19 protein-coding genes and 1 riboswitch are annotated in these 20,363 nt (G+C 43.2%); of the genes, 7 read left to right on the top strand and 12 right to left on the bottom strand.

Going from position 1 to position 20,363, the window contains the following annotated elements; genetic code table 11:
- Nucleotides 1-354: 354 nt before the first annotated feature.
- On the top strand, nucleotides 355-891 hold the full coding sequence (locus tag ACFOZY_RS09115; protein WP_378154573.1) for a 2'-5' RNA ligase family protein: 537 nt from the start codon (nucleotides 355-357) through the stop codon (nucleotides 889-891).
- Between the two features lie 32 nt (nucleotides 892-923).
- Here the strand turns inward: ACFOZY_RS09115 and ACFOZY_RS09110 are convergent, their stop codons facing one another.
- Together ACFOZY_RS09110 and ACFOZY_RS09105 are read right to left on the bottom strand one after the other, a co-directional pair.
- Nucleotides 924-2,657 carry a methyl-accepting chemotaxis protein gene (locus ACFOZY_RS09110; RefSeq protein ID WP_378154571.1) on the bottom strand — a complete coding sequence of 578 codons (1,734 nt, stop codon included), beginning with the start codon at nucleotides 2,655-2,657 and terminating at the stop codon, nucleotides 924-926.
- A gap of 114 nt (nucleotides 2,658-2,771) precedes the next feature.
- Entirely contained in the window at nucleotides 2,772-3,584 is an 813-nt protein-coding gene (locus tag ACFOZY_RS09105; protein ID WP_378154569.1) for a hypothetical protein, read from the bottom strand.
- 396 nt (nucleotides 3,585-3,980) lie between these two features.
- Between ACFOZY_RS09105 and ACFOZY_RS09100 the strand changes: the two genes are divergently transcribed.
- Nucleotides 3,981-4,970: a proline dehydrogenase family protein gene (locus ACFOZY_RS09100; protein WP_378154567.1), complete on the top strand. Its 990-nt coding sequence runs from the start codon at nucleotides 3,981-3,983 to the stop codon at nucleotides 4,968-4,970.
- Between the two features lie 36 nt (nucleotides 4,971-5,006).
- Here ACFOZY_RS09100 and ACFOZY_RS09095 read toward each other — a convergent pair whose 3' ends face one another.
- Nucleotides 5,007-5,144 (bottom strand): hypothetical protein, encoded by a 138-nt coding sequence (locus ACFOZY_RS09095; RefSeq protein ID WP_378154565.1) that lies wholly within the window; start codon nucleotides 5,142-5,144, stop codon nucleotides 5,007-5,009.
- A 64-nt stretch (nucleotides 5,145-5,208) separates the two neighbouring features.
- Here ACFOZY_RS09095 and ACFOZY_RS09090 point away from each other — a divergent pair, with 64 nt between their 5' ends.
- Together ACFOZY_RS09090 and ACFOZY_RS09085 are read left to right on the top strand one after the other, a co-directional pair.
- A complete protein-coding gene (locus ACFOZY_RS09090) occupies nucleotides 5,209-5,382 on the top strand; it encodes a hypothetical protein (protein ID WP_378154563.1) in 174 nt (57 codons plus the stop codon).
- Between the two features lie 174 nt (nucleotides 5,383-5,556).
- Entirely contained in the window at nucleotides 5,557-7,095 is a 1,539-nt protein-coding gene (locus ACFOZY_RS09085) for a sensor domain-containing diguanylate cyclase (protein ID WP_378154561.1), read from the top strand.
- Between the two features lie 266 nt (nucleotides 7,096-7,361).
- Here the strand turns inward: ACFOZY_RS09085 and ACFOZY_RS09080 are convergent, their stop codons facing one another.
- From ACFOZY_RS09080 to ACFOZY_RS09040, 9 genes are all read right to left on the bottom strand, one after another.
- Complete coding sequence (locus ACFOZY_RS09080) at nucleotides 7,362-7,889, bottom strand: chromate transporter (protein ID WP_378154559.1); 528 nt, start codon at nucleotides 7,887-7,889, stop codon at nucleotides 7,362-7,364.
- Entirely contained in the window at nucleotides 7,886-8,476 is a 591-nt protein-coding gene (locus tag ACFOZY_RS09075) for a chromate transporter (protein ID WP_378154557.1), read from the bottom strand. Before ACFOZY_RS09075 ends, ACFOZY_RS09080 begins: the two co-directional genes overlap by 4 nt.
- Nucleotides 8,470-10,074, bottom strand: coding sequence for a gamma-glutamyltransferase family protein (locus ACFOZY_RS09070; protein ID WP_378154555.1), 1,605 nt, complete (start codon nucleotides 10,072-10,074; stop codon nucleotides 8,470-8,472). The genes ACFOZY_RS09075 and ACFOZY_RS09070 overlap by 7 nt, the downstream gene beginning before the upstream one ends.
- A 97-nt stretch (nucleotides 10,075-10,171) precedes the next feature.
- The gene (locus ACFOZY_RS09065) at nucleotides 10,172-11,179 is read right to left on the bottom strand and encodes an ABC transporter ATP-binding protein (protein WP_378154553.1); all 1,008 of its coding nucleotides are present in this window, start codon (nucleotides 11,177-11,179) and stop codon (nucleotides 10,172-10,174) included.
- Nucleotides 11,160-12,176, bottom strand: a complete 1,017-nt coding sequence (locus ACFOZY_RS09060; protein WP_378154551.1) for an ABC transporter ATP-binding protein — start codon at nucleotides 12,174-12,176, stop codon at nucleotides 11,160-11,162. Before ACFOZY_RS09060 ends, ACFOZY_RS09065 begins: the two co-directional genes overlap by 20 nt.
- Nucleotides 12,177-12,186: 10 nt before the next feature.
- Nucleotides 12,187-13,725 (bottom strand): glutathione ABC transporter substrate-binding protein, encoded by a 1,539-nt coding sequence (locus ACFOZY_RS09055; RefSeq protein WP_378154549.1) that lies wholly within the window; start codon nucleotides 13,723-13,725, stop codon nucleotides 12,187-12,189.
- A 21-nt stretch (nucleotides 13,726-13,746) separates the two neighbouring features.
- Nucleotides 13,747-14,634, bottom strand: a complete 888-nt coding sequence (locus tag ACFOZY_RS09050; protein WP_378154547.1) for an ABC transporter permease — start codon at nucleotides 14,632-14,634, stop codon at nucleotides 13,747-13,749.
- A 19-nt stretch (nucleotides 14,635-14,653) separates the two neighbouring features.
- Nucleotides 14,654-15,595, bottom strand: a complete 942-nt coding sequence (gene nikB, locus ACFOZY_RS09045; RefSeq protein WP_378154544.1) for a nickel ABC transporter permease — start codon at nucleotides 15,593-15,595, stop codon at nucleotides 14,654-14,656.
- 788 nt (nucleotides 15,596-16,383) lie between these two features.
- On the bottom strand, nucleotides 16,384-16,833 hold the full coding sequence (locus ACFOZY_RS09040; RefSeq protein WP_378154542.1) for an Lrp/AsnC family transcriptional regulator: 450 nt from the start codon (nucleotides 16,831-16,833) through the stop codon (nucleotides 16,384-16,386).
- 412 nt (nucleotides 16,834-17,245) lie between these two features.
- Here ACFOZY_RS09040 and sda point away from each other — a divergent pair, with 412 nt between their 5' ends.
- The 3 genes from sda (at nucleotide 17,246) to ACFOZY_RS09025 (ending at nucleotide 19,315) form a co-directional block, all read left to right on the top strand.
- Nucleotides 17,246-17,410 (top strand): sporulation histidine kinase inhibitor Sda, encoded by a 165-nt coding sequence (gene sda, locus ACFOZY_RS09035; RefSeq protein WP_378154540.1) that lies wholly within the window; start codon nucleotides 17,246-17,248, stop codon nucleotides 17,408-17,410.
- An 88-nt stretch (nucleotides 17,411-17,498) separates the two neighbouring features.
- A riboswitch (purine riboswitch) is annotated at nucleotides 17,499-17,600 on the top strand.
- Nucleotides 17,601-17,685: 85 nt separating this feature from the next.
- Entirely contained in the window at nucleotides 17,686-18,762 is a 1,077-nt protein-coding gene (locus ACFOZY_RS09030) for an NCS2 family permease (RefSeq protein WP_378154538.1), read from the top strand.
- Between the two features lie 13 nt (nucleotides 18,763-18,775).
- Nucleotides 18,776-19,315 carry a phosphoribosyltransferase family protein gene (locus ACFOZY_RS09025; protein ID WP_378154536.1) on the top strand — a complete coding sequence of 180 codons (540 nt, stop codon included), beginning with the start codon at nucleotides 18,776-18,778 and terminating at the stop codon, nucleotides 19,313-19,315.
- Nucleotides 19,316-20,363: the final 1,048 nt, after the last annotated feature.

The following is a 20,363-nucleotide window of genomic DNA, read 5'->3' as shown; positions in this document are numbered from 1 at the left end:
TGAGCCATACTTGATTCCTCCTAATGTTTTGGTCGCACTTAACATTTACCCAGGAACCAAGGTGGCTCATTCACTTTTACACAATTATATGGACTTTATCTTTCCCCCCAACCCTTACACATTGAAGAAATTTGATTGAAGATTCCCCCTGCTTAGTTGGAAACTTTAAGTGAATGGTTGGAAACTTCAGTGACTTGGTTGGAATCTTATGACGAATGGTTGGAAAGTTCAGTGATTTGGTTGGAAACCATCCCTATTTAAAAAGAATTCAAATTCATTTCATTAGAACCCCCATCAAATCTTATTGCCATTTCACCCCCTACCAGTACAATAAAACAAAAAGGGGAAATCCAAATGTATTTTATCGGAATTGTACCGCCGGATGATTATCTCAACCGAGTTCAGGAATTTCAAAGAAAGTGGATCCAACCATTAGGTGTGGAACCTCATATCACACTAAAAGCGCAAGGCGGTCTGACAGACGATCTTAATTGGCTCAAAAACATAGAGACTATATGCAAAAACTTTAAGCCTTTCCAAATTTCATTAGGAAAACCTACATACTTCGGAGAAAATATTTTATATCTTAGCGTCCACTCCGATCAGATCCGAAATCTTCATGAACTAATCGTAAAATCAGTAAAACCGACACCTGAGCAAATCAAACAATATTTCGAACTCGATCAATATGTCCCTCATTTAACGTTAGGGAAGGAATCTTACGGCAGCAACATTTCCTCCGGTATATCCAAAGCTCAGCTAACGGAAATGGAAGAAATAGCATCAACGGCACTCTGCCCTTACCCAACGTTCGACGTAAACTTTGTCAGGGTGTATGAATTGAAAGACCAACGATACGTTCCATTAACCGATCTCCCTTTAGGCAAATGAAGGGCGCCTCCGCAATGGAGACGCCCTCTCTTTTACTTACTATATTTTCTCAACATATCATTCAATTGTTCCGCAAGTCGCGCCAATTCATTCGAGCTGCCGACGACTTCTTCCATTGAGCTGCTCACTTGTTGTGATGAAGCTGAGGTTTGCTCGATTCCAGCGGATGCCTCTTCCGTAATCGATGCGATTTCAGAAACGTTGCCGTTAAGGTTCTTCGTTTCATCCGAAATCATGTTTAAGTTCGAAGTGATGACACTGAAGTTTTCAACCATTTGATTGACCGATTTCTGTATATCGGTAAAGGTTTCGACGGTCGCCTGAATATCCTTCGTTCCTTTTTCCACCTCTTCGTAGCTTCCAGATAAGGATTCAGCAACACCCTTTGTTTCCTTCTGCATCTTCTCAACAATATCCGTAATTTCCTGAACGGATACATCCACTTGTTCAGCAAGTTTCCGTACTTCATCCGCCACTACCGCAAAGCCTTTGCCATGCTCGCCAGCCCGCGCAGCTTCAATCGCCGCATTCAATGCCAACAGGTTCGTCTGGCTCGCAATGCCTTTAATAACAGATACCAAATTCGTAATCTCTTCGGACTGAGCATCCAAGCTCACCATTTTCTGAACCGCGTCTTGCATGATTCGATCGATTTTCGTCATCTGCTCACTCGATGTCCCCATGAGCTCGCTTCCTTTATTCGTCAAATGAAGGACTTCTCCGGAAGATTGCTGAACCTGTTCACCGTTATCATTCGCTTCATCAATTCGTCCCAATAGGTCGCTCATCGTTTCAGAAATCGAACCGGCACTCGATGCTTGAACTTCCGCACCAGCTGACAATTGTTCCATCGTCGCTGCCACTTGCTCCATGCCAACTTTTACCTCATTCGCCGATTGCGTGAGCTCCTCACTATGAGCACTAACCGTTCCGGAAACCTCGCCAAGCTTTTGGAAAATATCCTTCAAGTTGGCGTTCACTTCATTAATCGAAGCGGTCAATTGCCCCATCTCATCACGGGATGTAACCGGAAGCGGCTCTTGGCTGACATCGCCGTCCGCAATTTGTTTCATACGGGCCATGACCGTCCGAATCGGATTTGAAATCGCCCGTGCAATCCACAACGCCAGAACAATACTGACGATTAATAGGATTACTGAAATGATCATGGACATCGTGACATTCAATTTTCCGTAATCGATGACATCCTGACCGGCCTGTCTTGAGATTTCTTCCCGTTCCTTCGCTAATTCAACGAAACCATTCATGATTTCATTCGATTCTCTTAACACTTTTGCAGACATAATCTGTCTGGCAGTCTCGCTATTTCCTTTATCCACCTCGGTGAATACTTCATTTTCAATAATTTGACGCCAAGCATCGCTGCGGTTGATTAATTCCTCCGCTTTTTTACTATGTTCTGAAGACAGAAGAGCTTCCTCTACCGCTTGACTCTCTTCGACAGTCCGTTGAAAATAAACCTTATGTTCAGAATCACCCGTCAGCGCATAAGAAAGGGCAAGTGCATTTTGACGTGCCATTAGCTGGGCCAACTCTTCATCCTTAATCAGTGTATCCATCTCGCCGTTCACTAAATGATCCACTTGCTTATTCGAATAGCGAGTCCCTAAAATATTCAGCACATTGTAAATGAGCACAATCGCTACAAGGATTCCGATACTGACTAAAATTCGTTGCTTTACACTTTTGAAGCCTTTTACTTTTTTACTCTGTTTAACCTTTTTAACTTTCTCTTTTTTCCCCATGGTGTCCACCTTTTTTTATGTCTTGATTCCATTTAGTTATATCGGCATATTCGACAAATTGTTAAGCGTTGAAATAAGCAGTAATATTTTTCATGTAATAAAAAGAAAAAAGCCTCACAAAAATGAGAGGCTTTGAATGAAAAGTGCCAGCTTCTTTTCCGCTGCGAATGAAAGGAACAGCGCATGCAGAATTCCTGCCATGGTAATGAATGATAAATACGCGTATAACGGATCAATCAACGCCGAACGGGTGGCGACCATTTTGACAATCAAGTAGAGCGGGAGTATGTAAAGTGCATAATACGTTGCGGATAATGAGAGAAGTACGGTTCCGTAAGCGGGCAAATCGAACTGGATCAGCAAGTTTGCCGCAGCTCCAATGATTAAAGTAGGAATCAGATGAGTCCCATAGATGCCGATGAATTTTTTAAGAGACAGTTCCGGCCCAAAAAACCGGCTGACGGTATAAAGCGAAACCACGATAATCGCGGCATGGACGGCAAAATACAAAAACGTTTCCCCTACGAAAGGGAAAAACGACTTCCCCGGCGGCTTAAGTGAAAAATAACCGATTCCGGTGAACATCACAAACAAAAGAAACGTCGTTAAGCCGTTTAAATATTCAGCATGCGGATTCTGGAACACCGCAGTAGGCTTTTTCAAGTACTTTACAAAATATTGTCCATATTCCTCAACCGTCGCCTTCAACTGCTCCAACATCGGATTCGGCTGCTGCCGATACCGTGTCGGCACCTCCGCCGCCAATGTCGAATCAGCGTACATCACTGGTTGCTCCTCAGTTGAATACCGCTCACTCGAATACCCACGGGGAGCAGGCTGCCGATTCGGCGACTCCGAATAAGGACGTCCCTGCGATGCCTGGAATTTCCCATGACCTGCCTCCTCAAAAGGCGAGCCGCACTCCATGCAAAATCTGCCTTTCCGCTCAGCCCCACAACTCACACAATAAATCACTCTTCCTCCTTTCCCATTACTAATAGGTATTAAGAGGAAGGCGTACTTATGCATGAAATAGGCAATTGGTCGCTTCTTCCGTTGTGCGGTGGCTTGAAATTGTCGATGATCTTACGGATGTGTGTCGCCTATCCTGCGTTTCCTTGTCGACGATCTTGCTGATGTATGTCGTCTACCTTTCGCATCCATGTAGTATACCAACGCATCCATGTCGATTAACTTGCAAATCTATCTCCATTTCACAAATTCAACAAAACCCACTTATTCCCACATAACGATTCAATTTATTTCTCCATCTTCGAGTGATATAATGAATTGTAAAGTCAAAAATGTTAGGAGCATGACGTTATGGTATTAAGAGATTTCTTCATTGGCTTATCACAAAATGAACTTTTAAATAGTGCGGCGAAGCGTTACGGCCTGAAACTTGGGGCGCAGAGCGTAGTTGCGGGTACGAATATTCCTGAGGTAATAGAGAGTATTAGGGAATTGAATGCTCATGGAATTTCTTGTACCGTTGATAATTTAGGCGAGTTCGTCAATAGTCGCGAGGAAGCGACAGAGGCGAAGAATCAGATTCTTGAATTAATCGATGCAATTCATGAGAGTGGCGTGGATGCTCATATCTCGTTGAAGCCTTCTCAGCTTGGTTTAGATATTGACCGCGAGTTTTGTCATGACAATCTTCGTGAGATTGTAGCAAGAGCTTACGAATACAATATGCACATTAACATTGATATGGAAGACTATGCACGTCTTCAACCGTCTTTCGATTTGTTGGAGGCGCTATCACAAGACTATAATAACGTGGGAACTGTTATTCAAGCATACTTTTTCCGTGCGGAAGAGGACATCAAAAAGTTCAAGGATTACCGCCTTCGCATCGTAAAAGGCGCTTACAAAGAGCCTGCTGAGGTTGCTTATCAGGACAAGGCTGACATCGATCAGAACTTCATCCAATTGATCGAGTATCATCTATTAAACGGTAAGTTCACTTCGATTGCGACGCATGACCATAACGTAATCAACCATGTGAAACAATTTGTGAAAAATAATAATATCCCGAATGAAAAATTCGAATTCCAAATGCTTTACGGTTTCCGTAAAGACTTGCAATTGGAGCTTGCACGTGAAGGGTATAACTTCACGACATATGTACCATTCGGTAATGACTGGTACGGATACTTCATGCGTCGTTTGGCGGAACGTCCGCAAAACTTGAACCTCGTCGTGAAGCAAGTGTTCAATAAGAAAACAAACACAATGATCGGTTTGGCAGCAGGTGCATTCCTTGCCGGCCGTCTAACGAAGCGCAATAAAAACAATTATCGCCGCTAATATAAATCAGGGTTGTCTCGCAATGAGACAACCCTTTTACATGTCCACTTTTATACCGCTTCCCAATTCCACCGCTTTCCGATACACGCCTTTGGCAACGGCCAAATCGAAATAAGCGGCACCGACTGATTCCTCTTTGTAAAATATAAATCTATTAGCATATTTTAAATGCATAAATATTCTGTCAAAGAATATAAACTAAATTTCGACAAACACTAAATCTCGGAGGTGAATGAATATGTCCAAAAAGAAGTCGAACAATCTTGACCGTGAAGAATATGGCTACGGGTATGATATTAGCCCGGACGACTTAGGTGTAATCGGTCAAAATAAGGAAGCGAAAAAACAGAACGATCAGGAGAATAAAGGCAAACCACGTACGGAAGAAAATCCCGAAATACTAAACCAATAGTTCCGAATTAAAATCACATTAAAACAAATTAAAGCTTCTGATTAGGTCAGAAGCTTTAATTTTATGGAAAAATAATAGGTAAATTTAACTAAACACTCTTCCATCCCAAAACAAACTATGCTATATTTTTACAATGTGCAAATTAACTATTCTTTTAATTGAGGGATTTATTTAATGAAAACATTACGTTTTTGGATTTTATTACTCATATCCATTACGATGATTGGGTTATTAACCATTGGATTGACTTCCGCCTATTTTGTTACGAAAGATAATTTAATCGAGGATAGTTTGAAGGTCAATAAAGAGTTCTCTGAAAAGCTGGCCCATGATACTAATCAATTATTCGTAAATATGCAATCGACATTAAACATAGTAGCAAATGAAATACCCTACATCATAGATAACCAAGAACTTCTTGAAGACCGACTGGAACGGGTCTTAAAGAGTTCTTCGAATTTCAACTCCATGTCCGTAGTAGGAGTGGACAGAGTAGTGGTGGCGACTTCTCCAGACGTTGGAATAACGGGGAAGATGATTACTTCCTCAGGTTCCAATGAAGCCCTTATGGCAAAGAAACCTACTATCTCTCAGCCTTTTACGGCTGCGACGGGGCGTTTAATCGTCCTTATTTCCGCTCCAATTTGGAATGATCACGGGGAATATTTAGGGTACGTCGGCGGTACAATCTATTTAGAAGAAGAAAATTCGTTGCAACAAGTGTTAGGAATCCACTTCGCAAACAACGGATCATATGTCTGGGTAACTGACGTCCAAGGGAACATCATCTATCATCCGGATCAGAATAGGATCGGCGATGCTGTACTTACAAACGAAATTACACAAAAAGTAATGAAGGGCAAGAGTGGTTCCCAACGAGTCATTAATACTTTAGGTAAAGAATTCCTTGCAAGCTATACTTTCTTACCTGTAAGTCAATGGGGAATAGTTTCCCAAACTCCTTACGAAGCAGTCGTTGAACCCGTTGCAGGGATTATCAAGAAAATGTTTTGGCTTGTCATTCCTTTCATGATTTTACTTTTGCTATTATCGGTACTATTAGCGAATAAAATCGCGTATCCCCTTCAAAAATTAGCGATTCATTCTCAGAATTTAAGACAACACGGGATGAGCGAACGACCAGATATTCCAACTTGGTATTTTGAAGCGAAACAGCTAAACGAAATCATCAACGCTTATGCTATGGAACAAAAACTTAAGATGGACAACTTGGAAGAAACATCATTTACTGACTCTTTAACCGGACTCAAAAACCGCCGGTACATGGAGGCCATGACAAAGGGATGGATTTCGCAAGGACTTCATTTCTCAGCCATTTTAATAGATATCGATCGATTCAAACTGGTAAACGATACATATGGCCACAAAGTCGGAGACGAAGTACTGCAGTTCCTTTCAAAAACCACATCGGATATTGTAAATAAAGACGGGTTACCCATCCGTCTCGGCGGAGAGGAATTTTTAATCCTATTGCCCGAATCTGATTTGGCCAATGCGACACAGATTGCTGAGAAACTACGAGAATACTTCGAACGAACGGACAGCCCAACCGGCGTGCCGATCAACATCTCAGCCGGTGTCGGGGAGTATAGTTCAAGCGAGAACTATTCAGATTTCCTGCATCGCGTCGACCTCGCATTATACGAAGCGAAATCCAACGGGCGAAACCAAGTTAGACAATCGATTATTTAAGCTTCTGGCATTGCCAGAAGCTTTTATTTACCCTTTTTTCCGGAACAAATGTCGACTATCAAACCGTTTCCTGTCGAGTATCACAACATTCTGTGCCGACTATCCACCACAAACAAAAAAGCCTCCGGTTTCCCGGAAGCCTACTTCAGTACTATTGGAACTTCTCAAATGTCGATTATCTTGCGCTCATGTGTCGACCACCTTGCAGATACTTGTCGTCTACCTAACCTCATTTGTCGACTACCTTGCAAGCCCACACTCAAAACTCACCCCGTAACCGCGCCAAACACCAATGCCAACGCAATCACAAATGCAGGATGGATCTTCATTTTCTCTAACAACACATAGCTGGCAGCAAGTAAGAACAACGTATACCACGTACCGATGCCCTCAATCGATTCAAAAGCAAATTCAATCGTCATCACCCCGAGCAATACCGCGATGATGGGCCGCACGACTTTCGTTAAGTTCTTCACTTCTGGCTGGTCTATGTATTTCATTAACACAGCCATCAAGATCACCATCAGAATAAGCGATGGTGCAACAGCGGCAAACAACCCGATCAACGCGCCTGGCACACCGCCTACATCATAGCCGATGTACCCGGCCATTTTTGTCGCAATTGGTCCTGGCAAGGAATTCCCGATTGCGACCACTTCACTGAATTCTTGTGTATCCATCCAGCCGTAATTCTCGACAACTTCGTGCTCCATTAACGGGATCGAAGCCGGTCCGCCGCCGTAGCCCAATATCCCGGGAATAAAGAACGCCATGAAAATTTTCAAGTAGATCATACGGTTTTCCTCCTCTTCTTTAGCAAAGGCAGGAATACCAGTACAAACGCTGCTAAAATAACAATCGCCGGATGGATGTCCAATCCTTCAATCAGTACGAGTGATAACACTAAGTACAAAACTGCGTGCTTCCAGCCGAGCGTCGTTTTAGATTTCTTAATAAAATCCCAAGTCATCGTACCAAGCATGATCGCTACAACCGGAACTACAGAAGCGGACATATGCTGAACCCACGGGATATCTTTATACTTCTGTAAAACGCCCAAAAATAAGATCATTAATAACACTGTCGGTACAATTGTTGCGAATAAAGCAACCAAACAGCCCATTATTCCGGCAATACGATACCCGATATACCCTGCCATCTTCGTGGCAATCGGTCCTGGCATCGTATTCGCTAAGGCGAGTGTGTCACCAAACTCATCTTCGTTCATCCATTCATAACGTTTGACGACTTCCTGATGGACGAGCGGGATGGCGGACGGTCCACCCCCGAATCCGAGCATACCGGACCGGAAGAATGCCACAGCGATGTCACGAAGTGATGCTCGCTCCCGGTGCCCAGCAACCATCCGATTTTCTACCATACCGCTACCGAACCGTCCGTTCTGGATTCCGTCCCGCCGCGAAGTACTCCTGTTTCCGGATCCCGCCAAATGATCTGTCCGCGTCCGAAGCTACCACCGTCATTAGCCACGACAATTTCATGTCCTTTTCGTACCAAACCTTGCACTAAATAATTCGGGAATTCCGGCTCCACATGGACAGTCCGTCCTTTCATCCATTGCCAACGCGGCATATCAAGTGCCGCTTGAGGATTCAATAGGAAGTCGACAGTATTCGCTACCACTTGGAAATGTCCTTGTGGCTGCATATAACCACCCATCACTCCAAACGGACCAACCGCTTCGCCATCCTTCGATAAGAATCCTGGAATGATCGTATGATACGTCCGCTTTCCTGGCTTTAACACATTCGGGTGTTCTTCATCTAATGAGAAATCATGTCCGCGGTTTTGGAGAGCTACTCCAGTTTCCGGAATGACGATCCCTGAACCGAAGCCCATATAATTGCTTTGGATATAGGAAACCATATTCCCCTCTTCGTCTGCCGTTGCTAAATAGACAGTTCCGCCTTTTGGCAGCTCATACGGTGCAGGGTCACATGCTTCATCCGCGACTACTTCAGCACGCTTCGCTGCATATTCATCTGACAATAAATGCTCCTTAGACACTGGCATTTCCTCCGGTTCGGTTATGAAGGCCTGGCCGTCCGTAAATGCCAATTTCATCGATTCAATTTGCTGGTGGATCGTATGTACACTTTGCCAAGCTGGCCTGTCTAACTGTTTAAAAATATTTAGCGCCATCAAGGCGATCATCCCTTGCCCGTTCGGCGGAATTTCCCATACATCATACCCGCGATAATTCGCAGAAACCGGCTGGACCCATTGTGGTTGATATTCAGCCAAATCTTCCTTGCTCAAATACCCATCATACTTCTTCATGAATGCATCTATTTTGTCCGCAATTTCACCTTCATAGAAATCACGTGCATTCGTCTCGCCGATTGCGTGAAGCGTCTTCGCATGACCCGGAGACGACCACATTTCACCTGCTACCGGTGCTTTCCCATCAGGAGCAAACGTTTCAAACCATGACTGGAATTCTTCATTTGTAAATGAAGTTTTGAACTTCTTATAAGCTAATTTCCAGTACTTTCCTAAAATCGGCGTTAAAGGATACCCTTCCTCCGCGTATTGAATCGCAGGTTCCAACACATCTTTCAATGGAAGCTTTCCGAATTTCTCGGATAACTCCGCCCAAGCAGCTGGCACGCCCGGTACTGTCACCGGAATAACACCGTGGACCGGCATCTTGTCATATCCACGCTCCCGAACCTTTTCAGCAGAGATCGACTGCGGAGCAGGACCGGAAGCATTTAACCCATGTAAAGCACCTTTCGTCCATACGAGTGCAAATGCATCTCCACCGATCCCATTCGAAGTCGGTTCCACAACCGTCAACGCAGCTGCTGTAGCAATCGCCGCGTCAATGGCGTTTCCGCCTTTTTTCATAATGTCCAAACCGGCTTGAGCAGCAAGGGGCTGTGATGTCGCAACCATTCCTTTCCGAGCAAAAACCGTATGCCGCTTCCCGGCAAATGGATGATATAAGTAATCCATGATGTTCCCCCATTCCAACATTGTAGAGAATCTGAAGGGACTGCCGATTCGCCAGTCCCTACAAGTCTTTTATTTGTCATAATTCTATTTATTCTCTTTAAATAATCGAAGTTCCTGCAAAATGACATGCCGCAAAATGATCAGGCTCATACTCTGACCATTCCGGCTTATCCTGCTTGCATACTTCTTGAGCAATCGGGCAGCGAGTATGGAACGGACAGCCGCTCGGCGGGTTCGCCGGATTCGGGATATCCCCCTGCAAACGAACTCTGCTCCGGTTCGCATTCACCGCAGGACGAGGGATCGATGACAGCAAAGCCTGTGTATACGGATGTAGAGGTTTCTCGAACAAATCCTCTACCGTACCAAGTTCAACTGTACTTCCTAAGTACATGACCAACACACGGTCGCAGAAATAACGGACAACCCCAAGGTCATGAGAAATGAACAGATACGACAATTGGTATTTGTCTTGCAACGTCTTCAACAGCTTCAAAACTTGCGCCTGCACAGAAACGTCCAACGCAGAAACTGCTTCATCACAAATGATGAATGACGGATTCAAAGCAATTGCCCGGGCAATACCGATCCTTTGACGTTGACCCCCACTGAACTCATGCGGATATTTGTCGTAATGTTCTTCCTTCAAACCGACTTCCACCAATAAATCGAGAACAGCTTTGCGCCGCTCCTTCGCTTTCATGTCCGTATGAAGGATGAACACTTCCTCCAACGCATCTCCGATTCGCTGCCTTGGATTCAATGAGGCAAATGGATCTTGGAAGATCATCTGCATTTCCTTCACGAACTTCAGCTTTTCTTTCCGTTTCAAATCCTGAATTTCTTCTTTGCGAAATTTTATCTTGCCATCAGTCGCATCTTCCAAGCCTAAAATGGTCCGTCCGAGTGTCGATTTCCCGCAGCCAGATTCACCAACAACCCCAAGGCTCTCACCTTCATACAACTCAAGGGATACATCCTCTACCGCCTTGACATTCCCTACGACCCGCTGAAGAACTCCACCTTTAATAGGAAAGTATTTCTTCACATGGTCCAATTTGAGGAGGACTCTCTTCTGTTCCGTTTTATCCGACAAGGTGACCATCGAGTTCCTCCTCCTTTTCTTCCATTTTTTCTTCATCCATTAACCAGCAACTAACCGTATGGTCGCCTTCCACCTTAAATTCTGGCGGTGCATCCATCCGGCAACGATCTGTTGCAAACTTGCATCTCGGATGGAAACGACAGCCTTCAATCTTTTCAGTCAAAGTAGGTAATGATCCAGGAATCGGCTCCAACTCAAATTCCGGATTATCTACATTCGGTACTGAATTCAACAGACCGATCGTATAAGGGTGTTTCGGTGCATTGAAAATCTCTTCCACCGTTCCCTCTTCAACCTTCTTACCCGCGTACATGACCATCACTCGATCGGCCACTTCTGCCACAACGCCCATATCGTGGGTAATCAACACGACTCCCATATTGAGCTGTTCCTTCAAGTCATTGATTAAATCCAAAATCTGCGCCTGAATCGTTACGTCAAGAGCAGTAGTCGGTTCATCAGCAATCAGTAATCCCGGACGGCAAGCGAGCGCAATTGCAATCATGACACGCTGGCGCATCCCGCCACTCAATTCATGCGGGTACTGTTTCATCCGGCGTTCGGGATAAGGAATCCCTACTTGTTGCAGCAGTTCAATCCCTTTACGATTTGCTTCCGCCTTTCCGATACCTTGATGCAGCATCAAAGGCTCTCGAAGCTGATACCCAATCGTCAAAACAGGATTCAATGCAGTCATTGGCTCCTGGAAGATCATTGAAATCTTCGAACCTCTCATCTTCCGCATTTCTTCAAATGAAAGATTGTGAATCTGTTTTCCTTCATATTTAATTTCACCAGAAGTCACTGATCCGTTACTTGGCAATAATCCGATGACAGACAAAGAGGTGATACTTTTTCCGCAGCCTGATTCACCGACAATACAAAGCGTCTCCCCTTGGTCCACTTTAAAGGAGACATCCCGCACAGCTTGGACGCTGCCATTTGCTGTGCGGAATTCAGTTACTAAATGGTTCACTTCCAATAATGTCTCCGTCATGGGGAAATCCCTACTTTCTTACGATGTTTTGCAATGACCATTGACCTGTAGCACTCAATTCAAGTCCTTCGTAATTTTTATCCAAAGCAGCAGTCACAACTCCGTGGTTCATAATGACAACTGCATTGTCTTCAAGCATTAAAGCATTCGCTTGATCCAAATAGTTCAAACGCTCTTCCTGATCGACTGTTGAACGGGAAGCTTCAACCAACTTATCGAATTCTGGATTGTTGTAGAACGCACGGTTAGATGAACCCGCATTGTCACTGTGGAAATTCGGATAAAGCAATTCAGAACCATCAGCTGTTACGTTAGACCAGCTCAAGAACGTAAGGTCATAGTCACCAGCTCTTGCTGTATCCAAGAATGCAGCCCATTCCATTGTTTCGATTTGAACGTTGAATCCAGCTTCAGTCAATTGGGATTGAACAATTTCAGCCATCAACATGAAGTTTTCACGGTCAGCCGTCAATAATTTAATCGGCTTCTCACCATACCCATTCTTTTCTACAAGTTCTTTTGCAGCTTCAAGATCATAAGGTGTTCCTGCATTGTCTTTTGATTCGTCATAGCCGAATACTTCAGGTCCGATGACACTGTCGCTTCGTACACCAAGACCATTCAATTTTTCTACGTATGCATCACGGTCAATCGCAGATGCAACAGCTTTTCTGAATTCAGGATCTTTATTCATTTCCTTCGCGTGGTTGAATGTTAAGTAATATTGGGATGTACCTTGTTTCTTTTCGATATTAATATTTTCCATAGACTCAAGACGCTTGATTTGCTCTGTTGGCAAGCCATCGATGAAATTCACTTCACCCGTTTGAAGCATGGAAATTGCAGTTGAAACTTCAGGAACTACTCTATAAACGACTTTCTTAATTGCAGGTGCACCATCGCGGTACTCTTCATTTGCTTCCAATACGACTTGATCACCAGGAGTCCAGCTCACAAATTTGAATGCGCCAGTACCTACAGGTTCTTTCATTAAATCTTGTTTTTGATCGGCAGTCGGGCTGACGATTGAAGCATTTGCATGGGATAAAGCAGCCAAGAATGAACCGTACGGATATTTCGTTTTGATTTCTACTGTGTAATCATCTAATACGGTGATCGTGTCTACTGGCTCAAGCAACGAAGCACGTGGTGCAGCAGTTGCAGGGTCGCGTAATTTATCGAATGTATACTTTACAGCTTCCGCATTGAAATCCGTTCCATCATGGAACTTCACGCCTTCTTTTAACTTGATGACCCAAGTCAAATCATCCGGGTTCTCATAAGACTCTGCCAATTCAGGTTCGATTTCACCAGTTTCATAATTGCGGTTGAACAATTTTTCATACACTTGCTCGATGACGTTAGAAGATGGTGAATCATTTGTCATGATCGGTGACAACCCAACAGCATCCGTAGTAGTAGCATATGTAAAGGTTTCATTTCCCTCTGCAGCTTCCGCATCTTTAGGTGCAGATGCTGATTCTCCTCCACACGCGGCAAGTACTGCGGAAATTGCAAGCAATAGGACTAATAAGAAATTCTTTTTCATTTTTCGTTCCCCCTCAAATTTTTAATGGATATCCATATTTGGATCTAATGCATCACGCAAGCCGTCACCGACTACGTTGAATGCAAACACAACAAGCATGATGACAATTCCGGGTACAATTGTTAAATGTGGAGATGTCCACATATAATCCTGTCCTTGGGAAATCATCGCTCCCCATTCAGGAGTTGGAGGCTGTGCTCCTAATCCTAAGTAACTTAGTGCTGCAGTTGATAGAATAGCTGAACCCATCTGCATCGTAGCAAAGACGATGATAGGAGCCATGGCATTCGGCAAAATATGCTTTGCCATAATCCGCAAATCCGAGGCGCCAAGCGACTTCATCGCCATGATATATTCCTTCTGTTTAATCGAAAGGACCGAACCACGGACAATTCGGGCACATGACGGTACTGACCAAATACTGATGGCAATCGCCACATTTACAAGGCTCGTCCCTAATACAGCAATGATCAGCATCGCCAGTAAAATTCCTGGGAATGAAAACAGTAAATCAACGAAACGCATAATCGGACTATCCAGCTTCTTATAAAACCCAGCTAACATGCCGAGTGTTATTCCGCCAATCAAACCGAAGACAACAGCAGTAAAACCAACTATGAGTGAAACTCTTGAACCGTAAACGATCCTTGACCATACATCTCTTCCATAGTTATCAGTACCAAGCCAATGCCCTTCTGAGAACAGTGGCAGTTCACTATTCCTCAAGTCCTGTGTGTTTGGCTGGTGCTGAACAATCCACGGTGCGCAGAATGCCATCCCGATGATGAGCAGGATAATAAGAAGCCCTGCAACTGATAATTTATTCTTCAATAATCGCTTCATCGTGGTGACGAACATCTTTTCTTTCTTCTTTTCTTGTGCAGGATTTTGCAAAGCAACTTGTACCATAGCGGTCCCTCCTTTCAAATTAGTCGTAGCTGATTCTTGGGTCGATCATCGTATACACAATGTCCGTCACTAAGTTCACCACAACGAACAACGTAGCAACTAATAACACGGAACCTTGAACCATCGGGAAATCACGCATCGCGATGGAATCGATCATCAATCGGCCAACTCCGTTAATCGCAAATACCTTTTCTGTAATGATTGTTCCCCCGAGTAATCCACCGAAGTTTACTCCGATCACCGTTACTACAGGAATCAAAGCATTCTTCAAAATATGTACACCGATGACTTTCCGTTCCTTAACTCCCTTAGCACGGGCTGTCCGAACATAATCTGCTTTCTTCACTTCAAGCATGGAAGAACGCGTCATCCGGGCAATCATAGCTGCAGAACCGGTTCCGAGTGTGATAGCCGGAAGCACCAACTGCTTCATCCCCTCAACCGTGTACCACGGTGCAGATAACCCACCGACTGGAAGCCACTGCAGAGTCACGGCGAACACTAAGATCAGGATCGCCCCCAACCAGAAGTTCGGAATGGAGATTCCTGCAAGTGCGAATGTTGTAGAGGAAACATCCAGCCACGAATTATGCCGTAAAGCCGAAATCATACCGGCAAGTAGTCCTATGAAAATAGCTACGATTATACTCGCAATCGCAAGCTTCACCGTATTCGGAATCCGGATGGCGATCGCTTCGGTAACTGACTGCCTCGTCTGATAGGAGTAGCCGAAGTCTCCTTGAAGAGCATTCGTTAAATAACGGCCATATTGAACGAGGAACGGATCATTCAACCCTAAGTTCTCCCGTATCGATTCAAGATCCGATTCAGTTGCGGTAGGACCACCAACCATTGCAGCAGGATCGCCCGGAGCAACATACATCGATGAAAAGACTAAAAAGGAAATTCCGATCAGCAAGAACACCAGTTGCAACAATCTTCGGACAATTAAACCTATCATTCTTCCACCCTCTCTTTCTAAAGTTAAACTCTTTTTTAATATCGATTAACATTTGTTATTAAAAGTTTAATTGTGATTATAGAACAGTCAGATTTAAAAATCTATAGTAAATTTTCAAATAAATAAATTTTTATTCATTTTTCATACTTTTCGATTATAAAAAATCAATTTTTATAAACTTTTCGTAATGTAAATGCTTACATTTCTAATTTTTAGGTACTAAGATATACACAAAAAACCGTAAGCGCTTACAAATCATTTCGAAAGGCAAAATAAAAAAACCCTTTCTTAGAGAAGGGGTTAAGCATGTTGTCACATTAAGATTGAATATAACTGGAGTCTCGCTCCAGGCGGTCCCATTCTTACCCATAGTCAATAAAACCTTATAGTAAATCCTGCTTTCCGTTACGGCGCACGCTTTCCGCGGGGCATGGCTTGAGCCTCCTCGTTCGCTTCGCTACCTGCGGGGTCTCAAGACTCACGCTTTTCCCGCAGAAGTCGGCGCCTGCACTCAAGCAATAGAAGCCCTAAAAAGAATATACATTTTCTTTTTTAATGGATCACTTTCTTAACACAATCTCGAAGATCCAACATACTACCCTGATTCTGAAAGGGGTGAAGAGTCTAATCGCAGCTATCTGGCTTATGATTGCACAATGGTGAAGAAACAACTCAATCACCATGCTATTTCTACTTTTAATTTTCTTGAACACTCCAAACTATCTAAAGAGGAATGAAAAAATAAATAAAAAAATCCCCATATCTCTTCATTGAGCATGGGGAACATCTTAAAGTTTTAATCCATTCCTACTTTTAAATCTCCGAAGCAATACATGACTCGCCACCCGTGTGATTCCTTCCAAAGCATACAACTCTTCATTAATGAATTTCTCAAGACTCTTAAAGTCATCGACCAACACATGCATATGCAAGGTTGATGGTCCGGTCATTTGATAACAGCTGGCGACACTTGGATTTTCAGCAAGTGTTTCTGCCACTTCAACAAGAGAGGCAGGCTCACAATCCACTTCAAAGAAAGCCGAAACATTTTTTCCCACGTTCTCAGAATTGATCACTACAGTGAAACGTTCGATAATTCCATCCTCCTGCAGCTGGTTCACCCGTTCACGCACAGCCACTCTGGATAGATTGAGCTCTTTTCCAATATCGACATAAGACATTCGTCCATTAGCCGTCAGCAATTCCAATATTCGCTTATCAATATCGTCTAAACGCATGACTGAACAACTCTCTTTCCCCTAATCTGGATTTATTATACAAAATGGGCGAACAAGATGAAAGGGAATTATTAATTTCACTACCAAAAGGAATAAAAACTGAGCCAATCAATGACCTTCTGTTAAAAAACTATAAACAAGTAATTTTTAACAAAAAACCTTTCGACAAAATCCGCAATATTCAACAACTGTGGATAAAGTTATACATGTTATCCCCATTGATAAATCAACATTTTGCAGATTTACACACAATTCATCCACAACTTATCCACTGTATACTGTGGATAACGGAACGGTTGTTCTTTAGGAATTTATTTGGTAAAGTAAGAATAGACAAAAACTTATGACTAACGAATTATTAGACTTACTAATAAATATAACTTTTTAACTATACTATTGGAGGCCTAAAATCATGCACCAGTTGCCGGATGAGTTGCTTGTCCAGTCATACTACAAAGCCGTCGATTTGAACTTGAATCCACATTTTATCCAATTGCTTGAATCGGAAATCAAGAAACGATCACTGACGATTTCAAAACGTTACAGTAACTGTAAAGCAAAAAAACTAACCTCTTAAAAAGGTTAGTTTTTTTTCGTTTGAAAGCCCTTACTACCATTTATTGCATTGTCACCTCTCCTACCCGCATGTTATCGTTATTTTGCAAAAATAAAATATACCGTACACCTCATATAATCCCGATAATCGGTTCGGGAGTTTCTACAGAGCAACCGTAAATTGCTCTACTATGGTTGGTGCCTGGACACCCCCTGCTCACCAGCAGGTTTCTTTTCCTTTGTCCAGACACCCCATAGACGACCTCTGTCGAATGGGCGTGTCGAAAGGAGAACAACATGGACATTTGGAAAGACATATTAGCCGCTCTTAGTGGTGTGCTAAACGGACTTCCACAAGGTTTACTTGCCTTATCATTCGGTTTTGCTTCCATCCCTACTGCACTCGCCTTCATCGTCGGGGCTGTCGGCAACGCAGCGACTAACAACGTAGCTGTCGTTTCATACCAAGCAGAAACCATCACCCTTGCAGGAACCATGGGCAAGAGTATGCGAGAACGAATTTCAATGATTTTCTGGGGTGCCGTCATCCTGCTTATTATCGGTTTCTTTGGTGTGTTAGAAGGAATCGTCTCTTGGATCGGTCCAGTGATCTTGGCTGGTATGATGGCTGGTGTCGGCATCATGCTGACAAAAGTCGCATGGGATATGGCTAAAAGCGATAAAATCATCGGAGCTGTATCAATGGTTTCCGCACTACTAATTTGGTTTGCTACACAAGACCTTGTGTACACTGTAACCATTTCCGTCATCTTATCCAGTATTGTTTATTACTTTGTGAATAAAAATGGAGAAAACGAATCAAAAACAGTCGCTTCCTCCATTAAAGAAGGGTTCAATTTCCATAAACCGATCTTTAACATTAGTGTGTTCCGAGGTGCCTTGGCCCTTGTCATGATGAACATCGGAGCGAATATCGCATTCGGGAACATCAACGCTGATATCGCACAAAAAGATGTAGATATCGATGTACTCACAATCATCAGTTCACTTGCAGATATCGTTTCTTCATTATTTGGTGGTGCACCAGTTGAAATCATCATCTCCGCTACTGCAAGTGCTCCGCATGCTGTATGGTCCGGGGTCTTAATGATGGCTTTAATGGCAATCATCCTAATTACCGGGTTGCTTCCGAAAATCGGTAAATACGTACCAACTGCTTCTGTCGCCGGTTTCCTATTCGTCTTAGGCGCCATTGTCACACTCCCTGGCAATGCCATCACTGCATTAACTGGTGAAGGTGCTGAAAACGGGGTCATTGGTGCAATTACGATGATGGTCACGGCATTAACAGATCCATTCATTGGAATGCTATCTGGCGTTGTCATTCAGTTCTTAATCGACCTATTCGCATAATGGAGGCGTGAACATGGAAACTTATAGAATAAAAGTCGGTGGGCTTGAACGAGAGCTGCCAATCATCCCGATATCGGACGACCTAAGTATCGCAAGCTTTGTCATCTTAGGAGATACAGAGTTAGTCGCTAAAACCGCTCCTCTTGTTGCTGAAAAGCTTCCAGCAGTTGACGTGCTCGTCACAGCTGAAGCGAAAGGAATTCCATTTGTTTATGAACTATCGAAACAACTTGGACTTCCTCGATACATCGTCGCACGTAAAAGCGTCAAACCTTATATGAATAATCCGTTAGTAAATAAGGTCGTATCCATCACGACTCAAAAAGAACAGACTCTCTGTTTGGATGGCGCTGATGCTGAATTCATCAGAGGAAAACGCATCGCATTAGTAGATGATGTCATCAGCACTGGTGAATCTCTCAGAGCCCTTGGAGAATTAGTTGAGAAAGCCGGAGGAGAAATTGTAGCGAAGGCTGCAATCTTAGCTGAAGGTGATGCGGTAGACCGTGAAGATATACTTTTCTTGGAGAAACTGCCGTTGTTTTTTAAATAAAGAATCGAGTAGGAGGGAGTGATTAACTCCCCCTCCTCTCACCACCGTACGTAACGTTCGGTATACGGCAGTTCGAAAGTTTTATGAAATCAAATTAGTAATGGACTTTAGCTTCTGGTACTTCCTGTACTGAAGTGCCTGGTCTATAATTGGATTATTGAACATTTGCCAGTAACACTTACAGGTATTGGCACATTTCCAGGTATCCACTGGCTTAAACCCTAACTTCCTTAGCTCTCGGTATTTTGTCGAGAGCTTTTTCCATTCTTTCTATCTGCGCGCTTTTTAAACACGTCTGAAATGACGGTCTATCTTCAATGCATATGTCTTTATGTAACCTATTCTACGTCGCCATGGACACCCTTGCCTTTAACTAATGGTTCGCATATCCCAACGCCCATAGTGGACTTTCACTACCAAGTTGAGGACCATTCTTGGTACACCAAAAAAGGACCCCACCAAAGTGGAGTCCATTAGCTCCTTAAAATAGAATGAGGAGTGCCGAAATTTCACATCAACATTATAATCTAATTGTAAAAATATAACAATAAGATAAGAGTTAATAGTAAACTGTGAATTAGGGAATTCGGAATATTTTATAAATCGGTAGTTTTTACGCATATACCTCCTGTACCATACACAGCATAACCTTTTCTTCTCACCAAGATTTCCGTCACTAAACGTGATACAACTGCTGTTAAACTAATTCCAACGGCCTTTTGCTTTTTCACTCACGAGGTTTTGTCGATATGATAGAACTTGTATTCTCGATTTTAAACCGGGTAGATAAAAAAACTTGCCATCTCATTTGGATCTATTGGGAATTTGCCTAATTGGTTCAATTCATTACGGGTAAACAACGTGTCTGGTTCTATTCCACCTACACATTATAGAAAGAAAACCCATATAAGGAAAATAATAAATAAGAAAAAGCTACTCCCTCGAAACTTGAACTGAACCCCGAATAGTGGACACTTTAATAAAAGTGACCCTATTCGGGGTTTTTGTCTGTTCAAAACCCCGTTATAATAGTTCAAATAGATGAAAC

It is taken from the genome of Chungangia koreensis, from assembly GCF_042651785.1.
Lineage (GTDB): Bacteria > Bacillota > Bacilli > Bacillales_A > Planococcaceae > Chungangia > Chungangia koreensis.
This window is presented reverse-complemented; position numbering and strand designations above follow the sequence as displayed.